The sequence below is a fragment of the Ancylobacter polymorphus genome (assembly GCF_022836935.1).
Classification (GTDB): Bacteria; Pseudomonadota; Alphaproteobacteria; order Rhizobiales; family Xanthobacteraceae; genus Ancylobacter; species Ancylobacter polymorphus_A.
In genome coordinates this window covers 3894596-3919531 of sequence record NZ_CP083239.1, presented here as the reverse complement: position 1 = coordinate 3919531, position 24936 = coordinate 3894596, and the positions used below count along the sequence as shown (strand labels likewise).

Genomic DNA, 24936 nt, shown 5'->3' with positions numbered 1-24936 from the left:
GAATACGCCTATCCTGCACGGAGCGGCGCAACGCAGGCTGAACGCGCCGTTGGCTGTTGTTCATCCGGCCGCCGGAGCGGCGGACAAAAAAGTGCCCCGGCTCCTTGGGGGAGAAGCCGGGGCTGATGGGCTCGCGTTGGGGCTTGGGGGAGTGGGGATGCCGCGAGCCTAACCTGTGAAACGAGTGGATGATGAGTGCAGTGAGGTGGAGTGTGTGTCCGAAGGGACCGATCAACCCCGCCTTAGCGCACCGCTATGCCTCAGTAGCAGACGGGCCGCTCGACCTCGACCATGCGGCCGGCATCGGTGACCCAGCGGGACTGCATCACGCAGTCGCCGGCCACCTGCTCGACGGGGATCTCGACCGTTGCGACGGGAAGCTGGCGCTTGAAATAGCCGGTCGCGTCGGCCGCGCCGATGAAGAGCGCGGTGAAACCCATGACGGCGGCAACAGCACTGATGGCAATGGCCTTGTACATCGCGGCACCTCATCCACCTGCCGGTGGGGATGCCACCGGGCTTCATTGCGTCCTTAACGCGCTCATCACTTCAACACGAAACTGCAGGCGCAAACCTTCTCTTTCTGCGCCGCCCGTTCTGGCGGCGGCAGCGGAACGATACGTTTCAGGTACGTTCATTCGTCTGCGTCTCGTTTCGTCCGTTAACACCGACTTAACGTGCGTACTCCCGGAAGAGTTCCAAGAGGTAATCATGAAGTCGTGAACAGCGATTATTCCGCGAATACGCAACGCGGCGCCTTCACCCAACGCGGGGCACCCTCGGTGAACACGGCGCGCCGTTCCAGATAGCAGGTCTTGTAGCCCGCGGGCTCCCGCGCCGGGTCGGTCGTCGCGTCGGCGACGGGAAGGAACGGCACGGCGAGAAAGCCCACAAGCACGGCCACCATCCCCGCGATGGCCAGAACACATTTCTTCATCGGTAACATCCCTGCGCCACGGCACTCCGGCCGCTCTGTTGCCTAAACAGATGAGCGCCGCCGGGTTCCGCCGCAAGCGGGTTATTTCGTGTACGAACGATTCGGCCGGGGGTGTTGCCAAGGCGTGTCGAAAACGCCGCCCGGGCTTCTCTTGTCCGCGGGCGGAGGCGCCGCTATAAGCCGCTGCGAACTTTTCGCCCCCACATTTCCAGGGAAACAGACCATGGCGCTCGAGCGCACTTTTTCCATCATCAAGCCCGACGCCACCCGTCGCAATCTCACCGGCGCCGTCAACGCGCTGATCGAGAAGGCGGGCCTGCGCATCGTCGCGCAGAAGCGCATTCAGCTGACCCGCGCCCAGGCCGAGACCTTCTACGGCGTCCACAAGGAGCGCCCCTTCTTCGGCGAGCTCGTGGACTTCATGATCTCCGAGCCGATCGTCGTGCAGGTGCTCGAAGGCGAGAACGCCGTCGCCAAGTACCGTGAAGTGATGGGCGCCACCAACCCGGCCAACGCGGCCGAGGGCACCATCCGCAAGGAATTCGCCCTGTCCGTCGGCGAGAACTCGGCCCATGGCTCCGACAGCCTGGAGAACGCGCAGATCGAAATCGCGCAGTTCTTCTCCGGCAACGAAATCGTCGGCTGATCGCACGATCTGCCGCCCGTAAGGGTGGCAAGGCGTTGAAATCGCACCCCGTCCGGGCCTCCGGACGGGGTGTTTCTTTTTGCGAAGCAGCGTAGACTAAGCTCTCGCAGCATCATTTGCTGAGAAAAATGCGGTATTCGGGCTTGGCCACCGCATGGATTATTATGTATGTTCCCCAAATGGGCGCTGCGGGGGTCCGGCCATGGAGAAGTGGCCCGCAGCGGGGATGCCGTTAATGGCGCGCCAAGAGCGCCCGGGAGTGGGCCCGCCGGAGCCACCTCCTCTTGCCTCACCTCAAATCATGGCGCGCCAACGCCGACACAACTGACTTGGAGTCCCGTCCGCATCCGGACGGGAAGGTGAGGGAACGACCGCAATGAGCTACCTTGAGCCGCTATTCTGGCTGGCACTTCTCAAAATCATCTGGATCAACGTCCTGCTTTCGGGCGACAACGCCGTGGTCATCGCCATGGCCTGCCGCTCGCTGCCCGACAAGATGCGCCGCACCGGCATGATCCTGGGCGCCGGCGTCGCCGTCGGCATGCGCATCGTGTTCACCGCCATCATCGCCGTGCTGCTCGGCCTGCCCTGGCTGCGCATCGTCGGTTCGCTGGCGCTCATGTACATCGCCGTTGATCTCGTGCTGCCGGAAGAGGGCGAGGAAGGTGGCGTCGCCGCGCATGACAATCTGTGGCGCGCCGTCGGCACCATCGCCGTTGCCGACCTGGTGATGAGCCTCGACAATGTCGTCGCCATCGCCGCCGTGGCGGATGGCAACTGGACGCTCATCATCATCGGTCTCGTCATTTCCATCCCGATGATCATCGCCGGCGCGGCGCTGATCATGGGCCTGCTGGCCCGCTTCCCCTTCCTGGTGTGGGCCGGCGCGGCGCTGCTGGGCTGGGTGGCCGGCGAGATGTTCGTCTCCGACGTGAAGGTGCTGGACTATTTCGGCGAGGCCGTCGTCCACCACTATGAATATGCCGCCGCCGCCGCCGGCGCGGTGATCGTGCTGGCCACCGGCTGGGCGATCTCCCGCTTCAAGGGCGGGGCCCACGCGGCGGGCCCGCACGGCTCCTGACCTGAACGGGGCTTCCCTCCCCCTCGGCGCCCGCGACTCGGCAAGAGCGCGGGCGTCGGGCGTTTCAGGGGTGCTTTCTGGCGCAAATTATAATGTATGCCAGAAAGGGGGCGGGTATTCCCTCTGACATCTGAACAAGACCCGACTCTCAGAGAGGACATGATGGATTTCTCAAGCCCGATCTTCTGGGTGGCCTTGCTCCAGATCATCTGGATCGACCTGCTGCTCTCCGGCGACAACGCGGTGGTGATCGCGCTCGCCTGCCGTTCGCTGCCGGAAAAGCAGCGCAAATGGGGCATTCTGCTCGGCGCCGGTGCGGCGGTGGGCCTGCGCATCATCTTCGCCCTCGTGGTGTCGTATATGCTCGGCGTGCCGTTCCTGAAGGTGGTGGGCGGCCTGCTGCTGTTCTGGATCGCCATCAAGCTGGTGCTCGACGAGGGCGGCGAGGGGCACCATGTGGAGGGCGCCGACAGCCTGTGGAAGGCGGTACGCACCATCGCTATCGCCGACGCGGTGATGAGCCTCGACAATGTGGTGGCGATCGCCGCCGCCGCGCGCGGCCATGCCGAACTGTTCATCTTCGGCCTTCTGCTCACCATCCCGCTGATCATCTTCGGCTCGCAGCTGATCCTGAAGCTGATCTCCCGCTTCCCCATCCTCATCTGGTTCGGCGCCGCGCTGCTCGGCTGGATCGCCGGCGAGATGCTGGTGGGCGACAAGGTGGTGCTGCAGGCGATGCAGGGCTGGGCGCCGTGGCTGGTCGAGGTGATCGCCGATCCCGAGGACCCGGTCGGCCTGAAGGCCTCCGCCGTGCCGCATTATCTCGCGGCCGTGGTCGGCGCGGTGTTCGTTGTCTCCTTCGGCTGGATCGTCAAGAGCCGCCGCCGCGAGGCGACCGCGCACTGAGCCTGATCGCAGCACCGATCGGACAGGTGTAAAAACCGAAGGCGCTCCGCTAGGATAAAAGCGGAGCGCCTTTTTCATGAATCAGCACATCTCGCCGACCCGTACTGGTTATTCCGCCTGTCCGCATGACTGCCCCTCCACCTGCGCGCTGGAGATCGAGGTGGCGGACGGCCGCATCGGCCGCGTGCGCGGCTCGCGCGACAACAGCTTCACCGCCGGCGTCATCTGCGCCAAGGTCGCGCGCTATGCCGAGCGAGCCAATCACCCGGACCGACTGACCCATCCTCTGCGCCGCATCGGGCCCAAGGGGGAGGGACGCTTCGCTCCGATCTCCTGGGACGAGGCGCTGGACGAGATCGCCCACCGCTTCCGCGCGGCGGAACAGGCCCACGGGCCGGAGACGGTGTGGCCCTATTACTATGCCGGCACGATGGGGCTGGTGATGCGCGACGGCATCAACCGGCTGACCCGCGCCAAGGGCTATTCGCGCTTCTTCTCCTCGATCTGCGTCAACCCGGCCTGGAGCGGCTTCCTCGCCGGCACCGGCAAGCTCGCCGGGCCGGACCCGCGCGAAATGGCGAAGAGCGATTTCGTGGTGATCTGGGGCACCAATCCGGTGTCCACCCAGATCAATGTGATGACCCACGCCATCCGCGCCCGCAAGGAACGCGGGGCGAAGATCGCCGTGGTGGATGTCTATCGCTCGCCCACCATGGAGCAGGCGGATATCCCGATCCTCATCCGCCCCGGCACGGACGGCGCGCTCGCCTGCGCGGTGATGCATGTGCTTTTTCGCGACGGGATGGCCGACCGCGCCTATCTCGCCGCCTTCGCCGACGATCCGGCCGGGCTGGAAGCGCATCTCGCCACCCGCACGCCGGAATGGGCGGCCGACCTCACCGGCCTGCCGGCGGCGGAGATCGTCGCCTTCGCCCACGCCATCGGCCGCACCAAGAAAACCTTCATCCGCGCCGGCTACGGCTTCACCCGCTCGCGCAATGGCGCGGTGGCGATGCATGCGGTGAGCTGCATCCCCACCGTCACCGGCGCCTGGCAGCATGAGGGCGGCGGCGCCTTCCATTCCAACAGCGCCATCTATGGCTGGAACAAGCGCATGGTGGAGGGGCTCGACATCCCCACCACGGCGCGTGAGCTCGACCAGTCGCGCATCGGCGCCATCCTCACCGGCGATGCCGAGGCACTGCTCGGCGGGCCGCCGGTGACCGCCATGCTGATCCAGAACACCAATCCGGTCTCCATCGCGCCGGATCAGGAGACGGTGCGGCGCGGCTTTGCCCGCGACGACCTGTTCGTCGCCGTGCATGAGCAGTTCATGACCGAGACGGCGGCCATGGCCGACATCGTGCTGCCGGCCACCATGTTCACCGAGCATGACGACCTCTATCAGGGCGGCGGCAATCAATATGTCATCCTCGGCCCCAAGCTGGTGGAGCCGCCGGGCGAGTGCCGGACCAACCACGAGGTGATCGTGGCCCTCGCCGAGCGGCTCGGCGCGTCGCATCCCGGTTTCGAGATGAGCCCGCGCGCGCATGTCGACTGGCTCTTGCAGGCCAAGGGGCGCGGCACGGTGGAGGAACTGGAGGCGAACCGCTTCCTCGACGTGCAGCCGGATTTCGACACCGCGCATTATGTGAAAGGCTTCAACTGGCCGGACGGCAAGTTCCGGCTGAAGCCGGACTGGGCGCATTCGCGTTACGCCTCGCCGGGCAAGTTCGGCCCCTATCGCGACATGCCGGAATGGCCCGACCATTGGGCGGTGACCGAGGAGGCGAATGCGGAATACCCGTTCCGCCTCGTCACCGCGCCGGCCCGCTCCTTCCTCAACTCCACCTTCACCGAGACCGAGGGGTCGCTTGCCCGCGAGAAGCGGCCGGAACTGCTGATCCACCCCGAGGACGCGGCCGGCCTCGGCATCGGGGAGGGCGACCTGCTCGATGTCGCCAGCGCGCGCGGCGCGGTGCTTCTGCACGCGCGGCTGTTCGACGGGCTGCGGCGCGGCGTGGTGGTGGCGGAATCGATCTGGCCGAACCGCGCGCATGAGGGCGGGCGCGGCATTAACAGCCTCACCGGCGCCGACCCCGTCGCCCCCGTCGGCGGCGCGGCGCTGCACGACAACAGGGTGCGGATCGGCAGGGTGTGAGGCCCTTTCCGCCGACCCTCCGGGTGCGCGTCATCCCGGCCGCAGCCGCAGGCGGAGAGCCGGGATCCCCCGCCCGGATCGGAGCGCGATCCCGGACAGCGGCGGTCGCCGGCTGAGATCGTTTACCGGATCGCCTGGACGGTCCACGTGCCGTCCGGGTTCAGCGAGACATTCATGGTGGAGTAGCCGCCCGTGAAGTCGCACAGGGCCGCGGTGACGCTCGACGTGGTGAAGTTGATCACAGAGCCGGCCATGTAGCTGCCTGTCTGCACATAGTAGCGCAGGATCGGCTGACAATCGGTGGTGCTCGCCGGGTTGGCGACGACGAAGTTCGAGAGCAGGAGGCTCCCATTCGCCTGCACCGCCGAGCCGATGTTGTACAGGACGGGTGGCTGGTAGGTCGGCATGATGATGCGGAACGCGCCCGGCTCAACATTCGGACCCACCGTGGCGGGTGACAGGCCGAGGGGGCTCACCGACGCGGTGGTGCAGTCATTGGCCGTGCCGGACGCTGGTGCAAGCTCGATTGCGCGGTAGGCAGAGGCGAAGCCCGAGGACTGGCCGACCTGCGGCTGCTGGTGCGCCTGCTGAATGCCGGCGTAGGGCTGGAGGCTGACCTGGAACGTCAGCACGCTGCCGGTAGAGGCGTAATTGCCGAGCGCCTGGCTATAGAGAGAGTTGCTGTAGACCCTCGATCCGCCTGTATACATGGATGGGTGCTGGAAGAAATAGAAGGTCTGCGTTGCCGATATATGGTTCGTTACGTTGATCGTCAGGAGGGTGGACATGATGATGTCTCCAACGATGGAATTTCATACGTAACGGCGATGATGATCGCCGGGCTTTCCGGTGGGGTGAAGCCGGATTTCAACCTATAGTATGTAAAGTATCGATACGAGCAACCGAAAGATGCGCTTCGGCGCTCAGGTGTCGCCGATTCTGCCGCGTTCAGCGCCGATACCGGTCTGATCTCAGCCCGTCCATGCGTCCGCCCAAGGGCGAGCGGATGAGTTGGCCTGGGCGGCCACGATCCCGGACAGGGCGTGTGGTCCTGCCGGGATGACGCCGGCCTCAAGCAGGGCCCGCGCGAATCCTGCGGTATCCCGGGGAACCGAACCGCGCGGCGCGCGTCATAGGGGCACGTCCTCCCACCGGAACCACCCCCATGAAATTCAACGTCGCCTCCCGGCTCGCCTATGAGGTGCGTGAGACCACCGTCTTTCTCCTCAACATCGAGGCGGCGGCGCTGCGCAACCAGAAGATCCTCAGCGAGCGGCTGAACCTCACCCCCACGGTGGCCGCCGACCGGCACGAACTCGACGGCGGCACGCGGCTGGTGCGGGTGGTGGTCGAACCCGGCACGTTCGAGGTCGACTATGCCGCCACCGTCGATCTCTCCATGTATGACGCCGACCCCGCCAGCCTCAGCGAAACGCCGGTGGCGGAGCTGCCGCTTGAGGTGACGCCCTTCCTCAACCCCAGCCGCTACTGCCAGTCCGACCGGCTGGCCCGCTTCGCGCTGCGGGAATTCGGCGCCCTGCCGCCGGGGCACCAGCGTGTGACGGCGATCTGCAACTGGATCTACGACCATGTCGATTATCTCAGCGGCAGCTCGACCTCCGAGACCTCGGCCTATGACACGATGGTGCAGCGCGCCGGCGTGTGCCGCGACTTCGCCCATCTCGGCATCGCCTTCTGCCGCGCGCTCTCCATTCCGGCGCGCTTCGCCAGCTCCTATGCCTGGCAGCTCGACCCGCCGGATTTCCACGCGGTGTTCGAATGCTATCTCGACGGCGCCTGGTATCTGTTCGATCCCACCCGCAAGGCGGCCTTGCAGGGGCTGGTGCGCATCGGCGTCGGGCGCGACGCGGCGGATGCCGCCTTCGCCACCATCTTCGGCAACGCCGTCATGACAGATATGGCGGTGTCGATCAGCCCGGTGGAGGAGGTGGAGGACGAAGAGCCGACCGTGCGCGCGGTGGGCATCGCGTAGAGCCGACAGCGGGCGCCGGCGGGGCCCGATGGCGGCCCCGTCAGCGCCCGTCCACCGGTGGACGGGCGGCGCCTTCCAGCCGGTCGGCGATCTTCGCCAGCAGGCGGAACTGGCTGCCATCGATCATCGGGTTCAGCCACTCATTGCTGAGGAAACGGCTTCCCGTCGGGTCCCAGAGCGTGGACGACACATGGTCGGCATGGCCGACCAGCGGCGGAAACACCGTCCAGCAGCGCAGGTCCAGCGTTTCGAGATAGCGGTCGATTGTGGCCTTCATCACGTCATCGCCTGCCATCCGGTAGCCGGCGAGCGCGTTCAGGGCCTTGGGGCCGTAGACGCCGAACACCATGCCGATGACAGTGTCGAGCTCGATGAGCAGGTTCGCGCCATCGGCATGCACCGCCTTCACCTCGCCCTGCGGCGAGAGATCGGTGATCAGGCCGGAAAAAACGTCCCAGTCCCCGGCCTGTGCTTCCAGCCGCGCGAGCAGAGCGGGAAGGCGGGTGTCGAAATCGGCGGGCAGCCGCGCATCGTCCTCCCAGATCACCAGCCGCTCGCGCCCCGCCGCCAGCGCGCGGCGCGCGAGATAGCGGTAGCTGAGCGCGGTGCCCTTCCAGCCCTCGACATGACGCAGGCCGGGAAACAGCAGGGCGCCGTGGCGCTGGCTCTCGCGGGCGAGGGCGAAGCGCTCCGGCGCCTCCGGCAGGCAGAGCACGAGCGCCGGCGCGTCGAGCCGGGTCTCGGCGGTGGCGGCCTCGAAGCAGGCCTCATCCACCACGCCGCAACCATGCAGCGCGCGCGCCAGCATATGCGGCAGGCCGAGCGGCGAGCGGTCCGGCCGCACCGGGTTGGGCGCGGTGAACGGCGTCAGCGGCACATGGAAAATCTGGTGCTGCACCAGCCCGTGCGCCTGCAGCTCGGCGATGCGCGGCAGCACCGCCTCGAACACGGCGAGCGAGCCGGCGAGCCGGGCGTGAAGCGAGGCGTTCCATTCCCCCGCCAGTTCGCCGGATTCCACCAGCCACAGAATGCGCCGGTCCGGCGGCGGCAGCTCGGCGAAAGCGCGCGGGCTGATCACGAGATAGAGGTCTTCGGTGAAGGCGGCGGGCATGGTGCTGTGCACCGTGCAGCGCAATCCCATCGCCGCGATGAGCTGCGCTGCCGCCGTCGCCGCGCGGTGCAGGCTTTCCGGGGCGACCAGCGCCACGCTGCGCGTGCGCGCCAGCTGGCCGGAGGCACGCAGGGCGCGCACGCGCACACGATAGTCCGGTGCGCCCTCCGCCCCGGTGGCGACGTTCATGCGGGCGAGCGTCTCGCGCCAACGGCGCGGCAGCAGGCCGCGCAGCGCGCGGGCGAGGTGGCGCAGCGCGAGCGTGTCGGACAGGCGCGACCGCGCACCCGGCTGGCGTTGCAGAGCCTCGCGGCACTGCGCCAGCTCGGCCGCCTGCTTCTTGATCTGGCGCTGAAGCCGGGCGAATTGCGCCTCCTGCGCCTGCAGCCGGTCCTGAAAATGGCGCAGCGCGGCCCGCAGCGCCTGCGGCTCCAGCGGGGGCGGCATCTGGGGCGAGGGGGCGTTCATTATCGGGCCAGGTCGGCGGCTTGAAGGAGCGCCCGGGGCAGAAGCTCCGCAGGCGCGGGGGCGTAGTGCACGGCTTTCGCGCGCAACTGCGCCAGATATGTGTCGTCAAGGCACAGGCGGGTGACCGCCGCGCGCCAGGCCGGCAGATCGCCGGGATCGAGCGTCGGCATCAGCCCGGCCGAGGCTTCGATCAGCGCGGGGTGTGCGGAGATCAGCACTGGCGTGCCGAGGGCGAGGCTTTCCGCCACCGGCAGGCCGAACCCCTCGGTGAAGGAGGGGAAGACGGTGAAGCGGGCATGGCGGTAGAGCCAGCGCAATTGTTCATCGCGCAGGGCCGGCACCACCCGCACATGCGGCGCCAGCCGCCAGTTGCGCTCCACCGCCAGCCGCACCGCGTCCACGCCCCAGCCCCAGCGGCCGGCCAGGACCAGCACCGGCAGGCGCTCCGGCGGCAGGGTCTCGCGCAGCTCTTCCCACAGATTCAGCAGCAGGATGTGATTCTTGCGAATCTCGATGGTCGAGCAATAGAGGACGAAGGGCCGGTCCTTCGGCAGCCCCGGCGGCGGCCCGCCGGCGAGGGCGCCCGCCGTGTCGAGGCCGCCGGGTGCGGCGACGCGCAGAGGTGGAACCGCGCAGCCCTGTTCCGCCAGCGCCCGCTCCACCTGCCGCGCCGTGTGCTGGGAGACGGCGACGAGCGCGTCCGCCTGCGCCAGCGTGCCGAGCATGTCGGCGCTGTAGCGGCGCGGGTCGCGGCCGGCGGTCCATTGCGGCGTCTCCCACACCATCAGATCGTGCACGGCGAGCACCAGCCGCACGCCCTGCGCCCGCAGCGCGGTGAAGACGGCGGGGGCCAGATAGTCCCACGGGTTGGAAACGCTCAGCAGCACATCGCCCGCCGCCGGTGTGAGGGGCGGGGTGGGCCGCGGCGCGCGGCGCAGCCGCGCCGTCACGCGGCGCTCCAGCTTGCGCATCAGCCGGCGCGCAAGTCGATGCGCTATCAGCCGGCGCAGGCGCGGGTCAGTGAGTTGAAGCGAGGCGAGCGCGCGCGTCACCGGCCCGGGCGGCCGGGGGCGGGGGGGCGGCGGCAGAGCGCCCTCGGCCCGCTCGGCAGCGGCGAGCTCGGCATCGGCGATCCGCCCCAGGCCGTCCGGCGTGCCGGCGAGAAATTCCAACTCCTGCCCGGTGAGCCGGCGGTAGCCGCCCTGTTCCGGGCTGCGCCGCACCAGCTGCACCCGCACCGGCTGCGCCGCGATGTGGTCCGCCGTGTGCCGTTCCACCCGCGACATGCCGACCGGGGAGTGCCAGCCGTTTTCCAGCGTCAGCGAGACATCCAGCAGCAGCGCGCGGCGGCTTTGCCCCGCGCCAGCGGGCGGGGCGAGGCGGCGCACGCACCAGCGCCCGTCGAGCACCGCCGTCCATTGGGCCAGAATCTGCGGCGTGGCGAAGTCGCGCGCGGCGCGTTCAAAGCCGTTGCGGCCGAGACGGTCGGCAAGGGCGGGATCGCGGTGCAGCCGCTCGATGGCCTCCGCCAGCCCCGCGACATCGCCTTCATCGACCAGCAGGCCGTCGACCTCGTGCCGGATGAGCTGCGCCGGCGCGCCGCAGGCGAAGGCGATGACCGGGCGCCCCTGCGCCCACGCCTCGATGATGGCGCGGCTGAAGGTCTCCGGGCCGCCATGCTCGGAAATGGAGGTGACGAGCACCGCGCGGGCCTGGCGCAGCAGCGCCGACGGGTCGGGCACATGGTCCTGCAGTTCCAGCGTGCCGGCACTGTCGACCGCCGCCATCTGTTCCATGAGCTCGCGCTCCAGCGCGGGAATCGGCCGATGCCCGGCCGAGACGATGCGCAGGCCGGAGCCGCGCGCCTTCAGCACAGCGGCGGCCGCGACCAGCGCCGCGTGGCCCTTGAAGCCGTTCAGCGTCGCGAGGTGCAGGAAGGGCGCGTCCTCGCCCGGCTCGGCCGCCGGCGCTTCGGGGATGTCGACCGGGTTGGGGATCACCACGGCCCGCATCGGGCCGTGCGGCCAGACATGGCTCGCGAGATAATCCGGCCTTTCCAGCACCGAACGGTCCGGCACCACCAGCGTTGCGCGGGGCACATGCGGCAGCAGCGCCGCATGGTCGAACCAGAGGAAATCATGCGCGGCGACGCAGGCGAGGGCGTCGAGCCCCGGCAGCCATTTCGTCGCCAGCGCGAGGATGCGCAGCGAATCGAGCGTGTTGGTCAGCAGGGCGCCCGGGCGCAGCGCCAGCACGCGCTTCACCAGACGGCGGGCGGCGGTGGCGGCGAAGTCGCCCTGCGTCGTATCCACCGCATGGATGACCAGCCCCGGATGCGAGAGGCGCTGAAGCCGCTCCAGATGCAGCGGATGGCTGGCGAACACCTCGACGCAGCGCTGCGCGAAGAGCGGCGGCAGCAGCGTCTCGATGGTGCGCTCGGCGCCGCCATAACCTGTGGCGACCGACACGATGATGAGGGGGGCGGATTCAGGCACGGGGCTTTTCACCTCCGCGCAGCAAGGAGAGGGGCGCGAGGCTGTACTGCGCGCGCAGGAGTTGTTCGCCCTCGGCGATGAGGCGGGCGGCGAGCGCCGGGTCGGTCAGCAGCGCCGCGCAATGGCGGGCGAAGGTCTCGGCATCATCGGCCACCAGCGCGTGCCGCCCGGCCTCGATCGGCATCCCGCGCATCGCATGCGCGGTGGCGACCAGAGGGCGCCGATAATGCCACGCTTCCAGCACTTTCAGCTTGGTGCCGCCGCCGCCACGCACCGGGGCGATGACGGCGCTGGCCTGCGCATAGAGCGGGCGCAGATCGACGGGCGCATGGGCATAGGTGAGGCCATGCGCCGCCAGCTTGCGGCGGAGCGAGGGCCCGGCCGTGCCGGCGACGACGATTTCGACCTCCGGCACCAGGCGGCGCAGGCGCGGCAGCACGGCGCGGGCGAACCAGAGCACCGCGTCCTCATTGGGCGCGTAGAACAGCGCGCCGACGAACAGCAGGGTGCGCCCGCCCTCGGGCGGCGGCGGCAGGGTCGACGGTGCATCGACCACGAGGCAATTGGGCGTGGCGCGCACCTCGCTTATGCCCGGCCAGCGTCTGACGCGGGCGGCATCCTCGGCGGCGGCGAGGTGGACGACGCGGTAGCTTGGCAGGAACCGCCGCTCCAGCCGGCGATAGCGCCAGGCCTGCCACAGCCGCTTCACGGCGCGGTGCAGCCGCCGCCGCCGCAGCGCCAGCCCGGCGAGGCTGAGCCGCGTCGCCGATTCCCAATCGTCGCAGTCCATCTCCGCAACGGCGCGCCAGGCGGGGGGCAGATGCGCGGCCATGTCGTGCAGATAGAAGCGGAAGACGACGATCCGCGCCGGCACCGGGCCGGGAAGACCCGCCAGCGCGGCGGCGATTGTGGCGTCCGGTTCGAACCAGTCCGCCAGGTGGCGGCGGCGCAGCGCCGGACCGCTGCCGCGCAGCACATGCAGCCGGCCCGGCAGCGGCACCGGCGGCAGCGGCGGATCGGCCTCGCGGGGCACCACCACAATGTCGAGATCATGCGCCGCCGCCAGCTCGCAGGCCCAGCGCCAGGCCCGCCGCACCAGCCCGACTCCCTGGGGCGAAGGCACCACATGGGTGAGCAGCACCGCCCGGCTTTTCGAGGGAGGCGCGGCGCTCACGACCGCTTCATCCGCAACAGCCGCCGCAGCGCATAAACGGGTGCGGGGGAGGCAAGGCCGGGCGGCAGGTGCCGGCGCGCCAGCCGGGCATAGGTGGTGCGGGCATGGGCGACATAATCGGGCGTCAGCCGCTTATGGCTGAAATCCGACATGTCGCGCCGTTCCTCATCCCACCACAGATGCGCCCACAGATGCAGGCTGGACGCCTCCGGCGGCAGGCGGCGATTCTCGCGGAACAGGCCGGCAATGCCGTCGCGAGTCCAGTCGAGGGCGAAGAAACGGCTTTCCGGCTCGATATGGATGGTGTCGGGAAATTCGCGGGCGAGCCGATAGGGCAGGAAGGTGGAGTGGTTGCTCCAGCTGCCATCGAAGGCGGCCGGCATGCGCTCGATCCAGAGCCGGATGAAGGGCGCGCCGGGCTCGGCCATGATGAGCGCGTTGCACAGCGAGCCTTCGGGGGCGGAGGGGGCGCTGCGGTCCACCCGCTCATGCCCCATGACGCAGGACTGCGCGAACAGGGCAGCGGGCGGCGGCGCCAGGAACAGTGTGTCCATATCGGCATAGACGCCGCCCTGTTCTTCCAGCACGCGCAGGCGGATGAAATCGGACCGATGCGCATAGGCGAAGCGGGCCATGGCCTCGTCCCGGTAATCCATGGCCAGGCGGTTTTCGCCCGCGCGGATCGGCTCCACCTTTAGGCGCGGGCGGATAAGCTCCCAGAGCGGGCCGAAGGGCTCGTTGAGCAGATGCACGACCACGCGCTCCGGCCGGTTCACCTCCAGACAGGAGGCGAGGCAGAGATAGTGCATGAGGTGAAACGGCTCCGTCTGCGGCAGGAGACCGAAGACGAAGTGGTAAATATTGGGGATGCGCGCCCCGCCGGGTGAGGGCCCGGCCGGCGAGGGAAAGTCTGTCACAGCGGCCGCGCGAGGGTTGATCATTCGATGCCGTACAAGCGTTGAGACGTAGGCCTGGAGAGACGCCGTCCATAAAGCAACGCGCCACTAAGCTTTTTGGGGTGCAAGAGCTCGGTACCACTTAAGATACTTCGGCCGTTGACCGATGCAGGCCCGCGTGATCTTCGCGCTTATCCCCTTAAATCTCATCGTCCGAAATATTACACGATCTTACTCATCCACGCATGGTCGTTCACGCCGGGCCGCAGAGCGATATACAGAGGGCCCGGCGGTTTCAATTCGTAATGCGGAGGGTGTGGCGACTTTTTGGTTAAGCGGTCGATGGTACGGGTGCTGACATACAGGGAGGGCAAGGAAGCGGTAACATAAGGCGCACGGCCTTGCCTTCGCCTTGCCGGGGTGGCACCTACGCGGCGCGTCGTGCACGGGGGCGACACTCCGCCATGCCACGCCATCCAGGAGAGCCGTTCAACCCATGCGTCGCCTTTTCTCGCCCCGCCAAAGCGGGGGCTGCGCATGAACGTGCCGTCCCCCGTCTCGCCTACCTCGCTGCGCTATATCGGCCTCGGCGATGTGAGCGGCTATGCCGTGGCGGCGGCGGCTCTGGTGCGCGCGCTGGACGCGGCCGGTGTCCGGGTCGCCTGGGAACCGCTGCTGCCCGGCGGCGGGCTCGGCCTCGGCTATGCGCCGGCCCGCGCAAAGGACGCGGGGCCGGAGGATCTGCGCGCCCTGCGCGATGACGCGGCGGCGTGCGACGTGGCGATCCTGCATCTCGTGCCGGAATACTACCCACATTTCATCGCCCGCGAGCGCGGCCGGGGCACGCGCGTCGTGGTCGGCCACACCGTGTGGGAGACGGATCGTTTGCCGGCTCATTGGCCGGCGCTGATCAACCGGCTCGACGCGGTGATCGTGCCCACGGAGTGGAACCGGCAGGTGTTCCGCGACAGCGGCGTGGTGATCCCGATCCTTGTCGTGCCGCATCTCCCCCGGCCGGCGCGAGACGTGACCGCGGCGGACCGCGAGCGTCTGCGCCGACGCCTGCCGCCGCTCGCGGGACGGCGGGTGTTCTACACAATCTCGACCTGGCTGGAGCGCAAATCCATCGGCCCGCTGGTGGCAGCCTTCACGGGTGCTTTCAGCGCCGAGGACGAGGTGGCGCTGGTCATCAAGACCACGGCGCATGATCTGGAGCGCGTGCGGCGCGATCCCGGACATGAGGGCGAGGCGGTGCCGGTGCGGCCGCAATTCGAGGCGATGATCGGCCGCGCCGTGCTGCGGCATGGCCGGCTGCCGCCGCCGATCTGCCTGGTGACCGACGATCTGCCGGACGGCGAGATCGAGGCGCTGCACGAGCTGGGCGATTGCTATGTCTCGCTTTGCCGCGCCGAGGGCTGGGGCCTCGGCGCCTTCGAGGCTGCCTGCGCCGGCCGCCCGGTGATCATCACCGGCTGGGGCGGGCCGCTGGCCTTTCTGCGGCCCGCGGACGCCTATCTCGTCGACTGGGCGATGGTGCCGGTGCAGCCGGGCGAGGCCAATGCCAGCTACACGCCGGACCAACACTGGGCCGAGCCGGACCATGCCGGCGCCGTGGCGGCGCTACGGGCGGTGGCGGCCGACCCCGCCGAAGCGGCGCGGCGGGGCGCGCGGGCGGCGCGGCATATCGAGGAGAGCATCGTGCCTGCCGCCGTGGCGCGCAATCTGCTCGCGCACCTCGCCACCCTGCCGGGCCTGCCGGCGGCTGCACGTCCCGCCGGCCCGCTCCGCTGCGCACTGAACGCCGCCCGGCAGGCGCGCCGGAAGCTATTTGCCGGCAAACGTCTCCGCTGAGGCCGAGCCGTCCGGAGGCCGGTCCAAGCTGGACGTGGCCGCGTCGTACGTGTCCCCGTCAGACGTGGCCGAGGTCCTCATAGCTGCCATGCAGCGCCCAATCGCCGTCGCTGAAGCGGTCGCGGGCGAAATTGTGCTGGTGCCAATAGGGGTAGAGATAGGGCGGGCGGCTGACGAGGTTCAGCCGTTCCAGCTCCTCGGCCGTGAGCGTGATGTCGACGGCGGCGATGTTGTCGCGGAAATGCGCTTCCTCCGTGCCGCCGACCACCAGCGAGGCGATGCCGGGGCGCGAGAGCGTCCAGGCGATGGAAATCTGCGCCGCCGTCACTCCGCGCGCGCCGGCGATGTCGTTCAGCACGTCGACGATGCGCCACAGGCGTTCGCTGTCGCGGATCGGCGGCTCGCTCCAGCCGGCCGCCTGACGCGAATCGGCGGGGAACTTGTCGCGGCCGAAGCGGCCGGAGAGCAGGCCGGCGGCGAGCGGGCTCCACACCATGACGCCGACACCCTGATCCACCGCGATGGGCAGCAGTTCGTACTCGGCTTCGCGCGCTTCCAGCGTGTAGTGAATCTGCTGGGTGACGAAGCGCGGCAGGCCCTTGGCCTCGGCGATGCCGAGCGCCTTCATGATGTGCCAGCCGGAATAGTTGGAGCAGCCGATATAGCGGATCTTGCCCTGACGCATCAGCGCGTCGAGCGCCGAGAGCATCTCGTCGAGCGGGGTCAGCCCGTCCCATTCGTGCAGGAAATAGATGTCGATATGGTCGGTGCGCAGGCGCTTGAGGCTGCGTTCGCATTCGCGGATGAGGTGATAGCGCGACACGCCCTCGTCATTGGGCCCGTCGCCGATGCGCATGCGTGCCTTGGAGGAGATGAGCACGCGATCCCGGCGCCCTTCCAGCACCTCGCCGACGATCTCCTCGGAGCGGCCGAGCGAATACATGTTGGCGGTGTCGATGACGTTGATGCCGCCATCGAGGCAGGTATCGACCAGACGGCGGGCCTCGGGGACACCGTGATTGGCGACCATGGCGAAGGCGCCGACCCCGCCAAAGGAGAAGGTGCCCATGCTGAGGGCGGAGACCTTGAGGCCGGAACGGCCGAGCGTGCGGTATTTCATTAGGGCTCTCTCCCGGAAAGCACGGTCGCTCAGGTGCGACCTGTCAATGTGGCCGCGACAGCGGCGATGCCGAGTTCGGGACTGGTGAGGACGGTGCCGCCCGCACGGGCGGTGGCCGGCAGCGCATCCGCCATCGACGCCTGCGCCAGCACGACAAGATCGACCTGCGGCGCCACCTCCTCGAAGGCCTCGCGCACCCGCCGGTCATGCGTCGCCCGGTCGCCGGCGGCGAGATGGGCGAAGGCGCCCTCGCACAATTGAGCCAGCAGGGTGACCTCGCGCCCCGTGGCGGCGGCGGTGGCCTCGATGAGGCGGCCGGTCGGTTCCAGCGTGGTGGACAGCGTCGCCAGCACGCCGATGCGCCGGGCGCGGCGCACCGCCTCCTCCACCATGCCGCGATCAATGCGGAACAGCGGCACCGGCGTGGACGGGCGCAGCGCGTCCACCGCCTCGCCCAGGGTCGAGCAGGTGACGAGCACCGCGTCGGCGTCGGCGGCGGCATCGCGCACACGGGCGGCAAGCCGCTCCCGCGTCGCCTCGGTGAGGGTGCCGGCGCGGATGGTCTCGGAAAGCAGGCTTTCATCGACCGTGTGCGCGAAGCTCCACCCCGGCATCGCCTGCGCGGCCAACGGTTCCAGCCGCGCGGGCAGGGCGGGCACGGTGTGAATCATCGCCAGAATCGGCATGGGTTCTCTCCTCACGCGGTCTGGGCCACGCCGCGCCGGCGCACGGCGCGCGGGGCGGGGCGGGGATCGGCCGGCCCGCGGTCGCTGGCGCGGGTGACGAGGCTGGCGCCGACGAGGATCTTCACCGGCCGCTGCGGTTCGGCGGCGTTGATGAGATCGTCGAGAATGGTCACGGCGAGATTGCCGATCTTGCGCTTCGACACGTCGATGGTGGTGAGCGCCGGCTCCATAGTGGCGCTGAGCGGCAGATTGTCGAAGCCGATCACCCCGACATCCTCGGGGATGCGGATGCCGAATTCGCGCAGCGCCTTGATGAAGCCATAGGCGATCACGTCATTGGTGCAGAAATAGGCGTCCGCCAGTTCCAGCCCCTCGCTCAGCGCCTTCACCGTGTCGGTATGGGCGCCGTCGAAGGTGGATTCGACCGAGATTATATGGGCGGGGTCGATGATCAGCTCCAGCCGCGCGGCGTTGCGGTGGAACGCCTGATGGCGGAGCTGGAAATTCGTGGTCTCGACATGGCTCGCAACGAAGCCGATGCGCGAAAAGCCCTGCTGGCGCAGCCGGGCCATGACCTGATGCACCGCGTCCTCATTGTTCATATTGACGAAATTGGCTTCGACCACGTCGTAGAAGGTGTCGATGAACACGATGGGGCGGCCGACGCCCTGCAGCACGCGGATGTCCGATTCCGACATTTCCGTGCCGAGCGCAATGATGCCGCTGACCGGGGCGACGGCGATCATGTCGGCCACCGCCGTCATGCCCTGGCCCTCATGGCTCACCACCTCAAGCGAATAGCCGCGCCGTGTCGCTTCCGCCGACATGCCGTCGATATAGTCGGAGACGAACACGCTGTGGTCGCGGTTCACGGTGTGGCCGTGCTTGGCGATCTTGAGGAAGCGGATGGTGCCGGTGGCGTCGGGGCGCGGCTTGGCGAGGCGCGGGACATAATTGAGCCGGGCGGCGGCTTCCAGCACCCGGGCGCGGGTGAGGCCGGAGATTTCCCCCTTGCCGTTCAGCACCAGCGAGACCGTGGCCGGCGAGACGCCCGCCGCCCCGGCAATGTCCCGAATGGTGAAAGACGTTTTGGCTTTCATGTCCGGCTGCACGTCCCGATGGAACCCGATGAGGTTCGCGGCGAAATTTGTTTAGTAAACATTCGGGTCTCTTTTTGAGCGTTAAGCCAAATATCCCGGCCTTGCAACTGTCTTGCAAGAACGGTGCGTCCGGCCCGGCGCCCGACCGCAGCCGATGCCTGCGATTTGCGCAGGCGGCGCCCGCCGTCCAGCGACGCAACTGGCTGTCGGCCGCAGCGGGAAGGGCGCGAAGATGGGTCAGAGAGACTGTCCCATAAGGCTTTGGCATACGAAATCCCACAGGGCGGGTTGCCGGACTCCGCAGTGGCGCCGTGCTGATTTTTTCATCCCGATGCGGTTTGCGGCAGAGGCCGAGCCGTCGCGAAAACGGTGTCGCAGGGGCGCCGCAGCCCGCTTGCGTCGCGCAAAAGCCTTTGCTACGAATTTAGTGAAGCCGGCCAGAGTTTACTAAATAGGTCGGTGCGACTCCGGGAGGAGACCATGCGAGCCACCGGCGGACAGCTGGTCATGCTCATCGCCATCAATGTGGCGGTGCTGGCGTTGGGAGCGGCCATTTCAGGCGGCGCCTTCTTGTCGCCGTTCAATCTCCAGTCCATGGCCGGGCAACTGCCCGAAATCGGCTTCCTCGCCATCGGCGTCATGCTGGCTATGTGCGCCGGCAATGGCGGCATCGACCTCTCCGGCATTGCGCTGGCCAATCTCTCCGGCGTGCTCTCGGCGGTGGTCGTCGGCTCCTTCCTGTCGAGCGCCGACCAGCCGGCGGCCTATTCGGTGGCCTTCATCGCCGGCGCGCTGGTGATCGGGCTCATCGGCGGCACCTTCAACGGGCTGCTCATCAGCCGGATGAACATCACGCCGATCCTGTGCACGCTCGGCACGCAGATGTTGTTCACCGGGCTGGCGGTCGTCGCCTCGGATGGGCGCGCGGTGGCGGTGGGCACGCCGGACCTGTTGTCGGAGATCGGCAACGGCCTGTTTCTAGGCGTGCCGATCAGCTTCCTCATCTTCATCGGCGTCGCCGCCTTCATCGCCGCGCTGCTGAAGTTCACGCCGTTCGGGCTGTGGCTGATGCTGATGGGGACCAACCCCAAGGCCGCGCTTTATGCCGGCTTCCCCAAGACGCGGGTGCTGATCGCCACCTATGCGACGAGCGGCGTGCTCTCCGGCCTTGCCGGCATCATCATCGCGTCGCGCAACGTCAACGTGAAGTGGGATTACGGCACGTCTTACCTGCTTATCGCCATCCTCATCGCGGTCATGGCCGGCGTGCGGCCCGAGGGCGGCTATGGCCGCGTGATCTGCGTGGTGCTGGCGACCATCGCCCTGCAGCTGATGTCCAGCATGCTGAATTTCGGCGGCCTGTCGAACTTCGTGCGCGACTTCGCCTGGGGCGCGCTGCTTCTGACCTTCCTGGCGGTCGGCCGCTACGACGTGGCCGGCTTCCTGATGCCCAACAAGAGCAAACGGCTCGTGTGATGCGCCCCCCTCACGCATCGGAACTCGACATGAGGGAAGCAACAACAATGGAGGAAACGATGGGAGCTCTTTCCAAGAAGCTGCTGCTGGGCTCGGCCATGGCCGTGGCGCTCGTGGCGGGTTCGGCCGGCGCGCTGATGGCGCAGAACAAGCCGGTCATCGCCACCGTGGTGAAGATCAGCGGCATTCCGTGGTTCGACCGCATGGAAACCGGCGTGAAGCTGTTCCAGAAGGAAAACCCGGACGTGGTCGCCACCCAGTACGGCCCGGCCACCGCCGACGCCGCCCAGCAGCTGCAGATCGTCACCGATCTCGTCGCCAAGGGCGTGAACGGCCTCGCCGTGGTGCCGATGGACCCGTCCGTGCTGGAAGGCACGCTCAAGCGCGCCATGGACCGCGGCATCATCGTCGTGACCCATGAGGCCGACAACCAGAAGAACACCCATGCCGATGTCGAGGCCTTCGACAATGCCGATTACGGCAAGGCGCTGAACGAGCGCCTGGCGCAGTGCATGGGCGGCAAGGGCAAGTGGACCACCTTCGTCGGTTCGCTCGGCAGCCGCACGCATATGCAGTGGGTCGGCGCCGGCGAGGCCAATGCCAAGAACCACCCGGACATGGTGCTGGTCGACGCGAACAATGAATCGTTCGACGATGCCAACGCCACCTATGAGAAGGCCAAGGAAATCCTGCGCAAGCACCCTGACATCAAGGGCTTCCAGACCTCGGCCGGCAATGACGTGCTCGGCGTCGGCCGCGCCATCGACGAGGCCGGCCTGTCGGGCAAGGTGTGCCTGGTCGGCACCGGCCTGCCGAACCCCTCGGCGGACCTGCTGGAATCCGGCGCCATCACCGCCATCGGCTTCTGGGACCCGCAGAAGGCCGGCATGGCGATGAACTCGGTCGCCAAGAGCCTGATCGCCGGCAAGAAGATCGAGGACGGCGCCAATCTCGGCGTGCCGGGCTATGAGAAGGTGAAGGTCACCAAGGGCCCGGGCGAAGGCGTGCTGATCATCGGCAACGGCATGGTTCTGGCCGACAAGAACAACTACAAGGAATACCTCTTCTGATCCCCTGACCAACCGGACTTCCGCAGGCGCCGCGCGCGCCTGCGGAAGGCTCTCCCACGCGCATCCCGCCGCGCCGCCCATCGACGAAGGGGTCCCCCGTGTCCCACGGTTCCGTGTCCAACGCTCCGGTCTCCCGGGACACCGCTCCCCGCGCGTTCCTGGAACTGCGCGGCATTCACAAGCGCTTCGGCGGCGTGCATGCGCTGCGCGGCGTCGGCTTTTCCATCGTGCCGGGCGAGGCCTACCACCTCCTTGGCGAGAATGGCTGCGGCAAGAGCACTGTCATCAAGATCATGTCCGGCGCCCATGCCCCGGATGAGGGCGAGATCGTGCTGGAAGGGCGCAGCTTCCGCGCGCTCAACCCCATCCAGTCGCTCGCCGCCGGCATCGAGACCGTCTATCAGGACCTCTCCCTGCTGCCGAACCTGACCGTCGCCGAGAATGTGGCGCTGAACGAGCAGCTCGTCGCCCATGGCGGCCGGCTCGCGCGGCTGTTCGACCGCGGCCGTCTGCGGCGCACCGCCGAGGCGGCGCTTGAGGTGGTCGGGCTGCCGACGGCGCCGGCCTATCTCTCCGCCATCGTTTCCGACCTGCCGCTCGCGCAGCGCCAGCTCGTCGCCATCGCCCGCGCCATCGCCACCAAGGCGAAGATGGTGATCATGGACGAGCCGACCACCTCGCTCACCCGCCGCGAGGTCGACAATCTCATCGCCGTGGTCGAGCGGCTGCGTTCGGAAGGCGTGGCGGTGCTGTTCGTCACCCACAAGCTGGACGAATGCTACCGCATCGGCGGCCATGCCATCGTGTTCCGCGACGGGCAATGCGTTGGGCAGGGGCCGCTGGCCAACTACACCAAGCACCAGCTCACCGAGATGATGACCGGCCGCCACATTGACGGCGCGCGCTACCGCACCGGCGCCCCGCTGGCCGAAGAGCTGTTCGCGGCGGAAGGGCTGTCGCTGCCGCCGAGCCTCGGCCGGGTGAGCTTCAGCCTGCGGCGGGGCGAAATCCTCGGCATTACCGGCCTCGCCGATTCCGGCCGCAACGAACTCGCCACCGCCATTGCCGGCGTCACCCCGGCGGCGGAAGGCGCCATCCGCATCGACGGCAAGGTCCAGCGGATCGCCCATCCCGCGCAGGCCATCCGCCTCGGCATCGGCTATGTCCCGGAGGATCGGCTGGGCGAGGGGCTGTTCCTCGACAAGTCGATCTTCGAGAACGAGATCGCCCTTGTCGTGCAGGACCTCGCCAATGCGGTGGGCGTCGTCGACCGGGCGAAGGGCCGGGCGCTGGCGGACAAGATCTCCAGGGATATGCGCCTCAACACCGGCAATATCGACCTGCCGGTCGGCGCGCTCTCCGGCGGCAACCAGCAGCGCGTGCTGATCGGCCGCTGGCTCTCCATCCTGCCGAAACTCCTGGTCCTGCACGGGCCGACGGTCGGCGTCGACGTCGGCTCCAAGGACACGATCTACAAGGTGATCCAGCAACTCGCCGAGGCCGGCATGGGCCTCGTCATCGTCAGCGACGACCTGCCCGAGCTGCTGCAGAACTGCGACCGCATCCTCGTGATGAGCAATGGCCGCATCGTCGCGGAATGCGACGCCGCCAGCGCCACCGAGGAACAGCTCTATCAGGCCATGCTGGCGTCGCGGCCGCAGCCTGCCGCCGCGCCGGAGACGCTTTCATGAGCAGCACGACCCCCACCGATGTCGCGGCACTGCCCGTCGCCCCGCGCCGCCCGCTGCTGGAACTGGTGCGCCGGCGGCCGGAGGTCATAACCTTCGTGCTGCTGGTGGCGATCTGCGTGGCGGTGGCCATCGCCAATCCGGCCTTCCTGCAACCCTCCTCGCTGATCGATATCGGCCGCGCCAGCGTGGTGATGGGCCTGTTCGCGCTCGGCGTGTTCATCATCCTGGCGGCGGGGGGCATCGACGTGTCCTTCACTGCCATCGCCGCCTTCACCATGTATTCGCTCACCCTTCTGGTGAAGAACCACTTTCCCGACGCGCCGATGGCGCTGATCGTGCTCGCGGCGGTGCTGGGCGGCGCGGGGCTCGGCGTGATCAACGGCCTGCTGGTGCATTATCTGCGGGTGCCGTCACTGATCGTCACCATCGGCACGCAATATCTGTTTCGTGGCATCCTGCTCGCCTTCATCGGCACGGTGTGGATCATGTCGCTGCCGCCGCAAATGGGCGCGTTCGGCCGCATGCCGCTGCTGCAGTTCGACGCCGCCGACGGGCGCACCATCACCCTGCCGTTCTATTTCCTCGTTCTGCCCATCGCCGCGCTGATCACCTGGTGGATGCTCAACCGCACGCTGATGGGCCGCGCCATCTTCGCGGTGGGCGGCAATGCCAGCGTGGCGGAGCGGCTCGGCTATAATCTGCGGACCATCCACATCTTCCTGTTCGCCTATGCCGGCGGCCTCGCGGGCCTCGCCGGCATCATCCACACCTGCGCCAACCGGCAGGCCAATCCGTTCGATCTCGTCGGCAGCGAGATCAACGTCATCGCCGCCGTGGTGCTGGGCGGCGCGCGCATCACCGGCGGCACCGGCAGCGTGCTCGGCACGCTGCTGGGCGTGCTGCTGGTGGTGGTGGTGAACAGCGTGCTGGTCATGGTCGGCATTCCCTCCACCTGGCAGCGCGTGGTGGTGGGCGGCTTCATCCTGCTCGCCGCCGCCTTCTTCGTGTTCAGCCAGAAGAAGACCTGAAACAGACGCCAAATAATGAGCTCACGAGGACCGACATGAAGAAGTTTCTCAACGATCCCGCGCATTTCGTCGACGAGATGCTGGACGGCATCTACCGGGCTCATCCCCAGGTGACCTATGTGAACGACGACAAGCGCTGCCTCGTCGTCGCCAAGCCGAAGGCCGGCAAGGTGGGCATCGCCACCGGCGGCGGCTCCGGCCATCTGCCGCTGTTCCTCGGCTATGTCGGCGACAACATGCTCGACGGCTGCGCCGTGGGCGGCGTGTTCCAGTCGCCCAGCGCCGACCAGATGCACGAGGTGACCAAGTACATCGATCAGGGCGCCGGCGTGCTCTACATCTATGGCAACTACACCGGCGACATCATTAATTTCGACATGGCTGCCGAGCTGGCCGACATTGACGGCATCACGGTGAAGCAGGTGATCGGCAATGACGATGTCGCCTCCTCCGTCGTCGGCGAGGAGCATAAGCGGCGCGGCGTCGCCGGCATCTTCTTCGTCTACAAGGTGGCGGGCGCGGCGGCCGCCAACATGCTCTCGCTCGACGAGGTGACGCGGCTCGCCGACAAGGCGCGGGCGAATGTGCGCACCATCGGCGTCGCGCTGTCGAGCTGCGTGGTGCCGGAAGTCGGCCACGCCACCTTCTCCGTCGGCGAGGACGAGATGGAAATCGGCATGGGCATCCATGGCGAGCCGGGCATCGGCCGCACCAAGCTGGCCCCGGCCGATGCGGTGGTGGACGAGATGATGCAGCGCATCTTCGCCGAGCTGCCCGCCGGCAATGGCGACGAGTTCGCGGTGCTGGTGAACGGCCTTGGCGGCACGCCGAAGGAAGAGCTCTACATCCTGTTCCGCCGGGTGTCGCAGCTGTTCGAGGAACGCGGCTCCAAGGTGAAGCATGTGTGGATCGGCGAGTTCGCCACGGCGATGGAAATGGCCGGTGCCTCCATTTCGGTGCTGAAGCTCGACGCCGAGCTCGACCCGCTGGTCGCCGCCCCGGTCCACACGCCGTTCTTCTCCCACATTAAGGCCTGAGGTTTGCGC

General features: G+C 68.1%; 21 protein-coding genes. 11 read left to right on the top strand and 10 right to left on the bottom strand.

Features of this window, described 5'->3' with window-relative positions; translation table 11 throughout:
- Window positions 1-260: 260 nt before the first annotated feature.
- Both K9D25_RS18740 and K9D25_RS18735 read right to left on the bottom strand, forming a co-directional pair.
- Window positions 261-479 (bottom strand): hypothetical protein, encoded by a 219-nt coding sequence (locus K9D25_RS18740; RefSeq protein ID WP_244377266.1) that lies wholly within the window; start codon window positions 477-479, stop codon window positions 261-263.
- Window positions 480-730: 251 nt separating this feature from the next.
- Window positions 731-937, bottom strand: coding sequence for a hypothetical protein (locus K9D25_RS18735; RefSeq protein ID WP_244377264.1), 207 nt, complete (start codon window positions 935-937; stop codon window positions 731-733).
- A 223-nt stretch (window positions 938-1160) separates the two neighbouring features.
- Here K9D25_RS18735 and ndk point away from each other — a divergent pair, with 223 nt between their 5' ends.
- The 4 genes from ndk to K9D25_RS18715 all read left to right on the top strand — a co-directional run bounded on the left by ndk (window position 1161) and on the right by K9D25_RS18715 (window position 5731).
- Window positions 1161-1583 (top strand): nucleoside-diphosphate kinase, encoded by a 423-nt coding sequence (gene ndk, locus K9D25_RS18730; protein ID WP_244377262.1) that lies wholly within the window; start codon window positions 1161-1163, stop codon window positions 1581-1583.
- A gap of 376 nt (window positions 1584-1959) precedes the next feature.
- A complete protein-coding gene (locus K9D25_RS18725) occupies window positions 1960-2664 on the top strand; it encodes a TerC family protein (protein WP_244377260.1) in 705 nt (234 codons plus the stop codon).
- 162 nt (window positions 2665-2826) lie between these two features.
- Window positions 2827-3570, top strand: coding sequence for a TerC family protein (locus K9D25_RS18720; protein ID WP_244450916.1), 744 nt, complete (start codon window positions 2827-2829; stop codon window positions 3568-3570).
- 76 nt (window positions 3571-3646) lie between these two features.
- Entirely contained in the window at window positions 3647-5731 is a 2085-nt protein-coding gene (locus tag K9D25_RS18715) for a molybdopterin-containing oxidoreductase family protein (RefSeq protein ID WP_244377258.1), read from the top strand.
- Window positions 5732-5853: 122 nt separating this feature from the next.
- On the opposite strand, the gene K9D25_RS18710 is transcribed toward K9D25_RS18715, so the two are convergent.
- Window positions 5854-6519: a hypothetical protein gene (locus K9D25_RS18710; protein ID WP_244377256.1), complete on the bottom strand. Its 666-nt coding sequence runs from the start codon at window positions 6517-6519 to the stop codon at window positions 5854-5856.
- A gap of 377 nt (window positions 6520-6896) precedes the next feature.
- Here K9D25_RS18710 and K9D25_RS18705 point away from each other — a divergent pair, with 377 nt between their 5' ends.
- Complete coding sequence (locus K9D25_RS18705) at window positions 6897-7724, top strand: transglutaminase-like domain-containing protein (protein ID WP_244377254.1); 828 nt, start codon at window positions 6897-6899, stop codon at window positions 7722-7724.
- Between the two features lie 40 nt (window positions 7725-7764).
- Here the strand turns inward: K9D25_RS18705 and K9D25_RS18700 are convergent, their stop codons facing one another.
- Genes K9D25_RS18700 through K9D25_RS18685 form a run of 4 tightly spaced genes read right to left on the bottom strand, consistent with a single transcriptional unit; the run spans window position 7765 to window position 13913 of the window.
- Complete coding sequence (locus K9D25_RS18700) at window positions 7765-9303, bottom strand: hypothetical protein (RefSeq protein WP_244377252.1); 1539 nt, start codon at window positions 9301-9303, stop codon at window positions 7765-7767.
- Window positions 9303-11798, bottom strand: a complete 2496-nt coding sequence (locus K9D25_RS18695; protein WP_244377250.1) for a glycosyltransferase — start codon at window positions 11796-11798, stop codon at window positions 9303-9305. The genes K9D25_RS18700 and K9D25_RS18695 overlap by 1 nt, the downstream gene beginning before the upstream one ends.
- Window positions 11791-12972: a glycosyltransferase gene (locus tag K9D25_RS18690; RefSeq protein WP_244377248.1), complete on the bottom strand. Its 1182-nt coding sequence runs from the start codon at window positions 12970-12972 to the stop codon at window positions 11791-11793. Before K9D25_RS18690 ends, K9D25_RS18695 begins: the two co-directional genes overlap by 8 nt.
- Window positions 12969-13913, bottom strand: a complete 945-nt coding sequence (locus tag K9D25_RS18685; RefSeq protein ID WP_244377246.1) for a glycosyltransferase — start codon at window positions 13911-13913, stop codon at window positions 12969-12971. Before K9D25_RS18685 ends, K9D25_RS18690 begins: the two co-directional genes overlap by 4 nt.
- A gap of 492 nt (window positions 13914-14405) precedes the next feature.
- Here K9D25_RS18685 and K9D25_RS18680 point away from each other — a divergent pair, with 492 nt between their 5' ends.
- Window positions 14406-15719: a hypothetical protein gene (locus K9D25_RS18680; protein ID WP_244377244.1), complete on the top strand. Its 1314-nt coding sequence runs from the start codon at window positions 14406-14408 to the stop codon at window positions 15717-15719.
- A 58-nt stretch (window positions 15720-15777) separates the two neighbouring features.
- On the opposite strand, the gene K9D25_RS18675 is transcribed toward K9D25_RS18680, so the two are convergent.
- From K9D25_RS18675 to K9D25_RS18665, 3 genes are read right to left on the bottom strand one after another with little or no spacing between them, the layout of a single operon-like run.
- The gene (locus tag K9D25_RS18675; protein WP_244377241.1) at window positions 15778-16839 is read right to left on the bottom strand and encodes an aldo/keto reductase; all 1062 of its coding nucleotides are present in this window, start codon (window positions 16837-16839) and stop codon (window positions 15778-15780) included.
- A 29-nt stretch (window positions 16840-16868) separates the two neighbouring features.
- Entirely contained in the window at window positions 16869-17525 is a 657-nt protein-coding gene (locus K9D25_RS18670) for an aspartate/glutamate racemase family protein (protein WP_244377239.1), read from the bottom strand.
- 11 nt (window positions 17526-17536) lie between these two features.
- Complete coding sequence (locus K9D25_RS18665) at window positions 17537-18625, bottom strand: LacI family DNA-binding transcriptional regulator (protein WP_244377237.1); 1089 nt, start codon at window positions 18623-18625, stop codon at window positions 17537-17539.
- Window positions 18626-19105: 480 nt separating this feature from the next.
- On the opposite strand from K9D25_RS18665, the gene K9D25_RS18660 reads away from it, so the two are divergent.
- The 5 genes from K9D25_RS18660 (at window position 19106) to K9D25_RS18640 (ending at window position 24927) form a co-directional block, all read left to right on the top strand.
- Complete coding sequence (locus tag K9D25_RS18660; protein ID WP_244377235.1) at window positions 19106-20101, top strand: ABC transporter permease; 996 nt, start codon at window positions 19106-19108, stop codon at window positions 20099-20101.
- Window positions 20102-20160: 59 nt separating this feature from the next.
- The gene (locus K9D25_RS18655; protein ID WP_244377233.1) at window positions 20161-21171 is read left to right on the top strand and encodes a substrate-binding domain-containing protein; all 1011 of its coding nucleotides are present in this window, start codon (window positions 20161-20163) and stop codon (window positions 21169-21171) included.
- Between the two features lie 98 nt (window positions 21172-21269).
- Complete coding sequence (locus K9D25_RS18650) at window positions 21270-22862, top strand: sugar ABC transporter ATP-binding protein (protein WP_244377231.1); 1593 nt, start codon at window positions 21270-21272, stop codon at window positions 22860-22862.
- The gene (locus K9D25_RS18645; protein ID WP_244377229.1) at window positions 22859-23890 is read left to right on the top strand and encodes an ABC transporter permease; all 1032 of its coding nucleotides are present in this window, start codon (window positions 22859-22861) and stop codon (window positions 23888-23890) included. The genes K9D25_RS18650 and K9D25_RS18645 overlap by 4 nt, the downstream gene beginning before the upstream one ends.
- 35 nt (window positions 23891-23925) lie before the next feature.
- A complete protein-coding gene (locus K9D25_RS18640) occupies window positions 23926-24927 on the top strand; it encodes a dihydroxyacetone kinase subunit DhaK (RefSeq protein WP_244377227.1) in 1002 nt (333 codons plus the stop codon).
- The last annotated feature ends 9 nt before the right edge of the window (window positions 24928-24936 follow it).

Coding starts and splice junctions, on each gene's coding strand:
- K9D25_RS18640 (WP_244377227.1), top strand. CDS start 23,926: ATGAAGAAGTTTCTCAACGATCCCGCGCATTTCGTCGACGAGATGCTG.
- K9D25_RS18675 (WP_244377241.1), bottom strand. CDS start 16,839: ATGAAATACCGCACGCTCGGCCGTTCCGGCCTCAAGGTCTCCGCCCTC.
- K9D25_RS18700 (WP_244377252.1), bottom strand. CDS start 9,303: ATGAACGCCCCCTCGCCCCAGATGCCGCCCCCGCTGGAGCCGCAGGCG.
- K9D25_RS18715 (WP_244377258.1), top strand. CDS start 3,647: ATGAATCAGCACATCTCGCCGACCCGTACTGGTTATTCCGCCTGTCCG.
- K9D25_RS18710 (WP_244377256.1), bottom strand. CDS start 6,519: ATGTCCACCCTCCTGACGATCAACGTAACGAACCATATATCGGCAACG.
- K9D25_RS18670 (WP_244377239.1), bottom strand. CDS start 17,525: ATGCCGATTCTGGCGATGATTCACACCGTGCCCGCCCTGCCCGCGCGG.
- K9D25_RS18735 (WP_244377264.1), bottom strand. CDS start 937: ATGAAGAAATGTGTTCTGGCCATCGCGGGGATGGTGGCCGTGCTTGTG.
- K9D25_RS18740 (WP_244377266.1), bottom strand. CDS start 479: ATGTACAAGGCCATTGCCATCAGTGCTGTTGCCGCCGTCATGGGTTTC.
- K9D25_RS18680 (WP_244377244.1), top strand. CDS start 14,406: ATGAACGTGCCGTCCCCCGTCTCGCCTACCTCGCTGCGCTATATCGGC.
- K9D25_RS18725 (WP_244377260.1), top strand. CDS start 1,960: ATGAGCTACCTTGAGCCGCTATTCTGGCTGGCACTTCTCAAAATCATC.
- K9D25_RS18720 (WP_244450916.1), top strand. CDS start 2,827: ATGGATTTCTCAAGCCCGATCTTCTGGGTGGCCTTGCTCCAGATCATC.
- K9D25_RS18685 (WP_244377246.1), bottom strand. CDS start 13,913: ATGATCAACCCTCGCGCGGCCGCTGTGACAGACTTTCCCTCGCCGGCC.
- K9D25_RS18655 (WP_244377233.1), top strand. CDS start 20,161: ATGGGAGCTCTTTCCAAGAAGCTGCTGCTGGGCTCGGCCATGGCCGTG.
- K9D25_RS18645 (WP_244377229.1), top strand. CDS start 22,859: ATGAGCAGCACGACCCCCACCGATGTCGCGGCACTGCCCGTCGCCCCG.
- K9D25_RS18665 (WP_244377237.1), bottom strand. CDS start 18,625: ATGAAAGCCAAAACGTCTTTCACCATTCGGGACATTGCCGGGGCGGCG.
- ndk (WP_244377262.1), top strand. CDS start 1,161: ATGGCGCTCGAGCGCACTTTTTCCATCATCAAGCCCGACGCCACCCGT.
- K9D25_RS18705 (WP_244377254.1), top strand. CDS start 6,897: ATGAAATTCAACGTCGCCTCCCGGCTCGCCTATGAGGTGCGTGAGACC.
- K9D25_RS18660 (WP_244377235.1), top strand. CDS start 19,106: ATGCGAGCCACCGGCGGACAGCTGGTCATGCTCATCGCCATCAATGTG.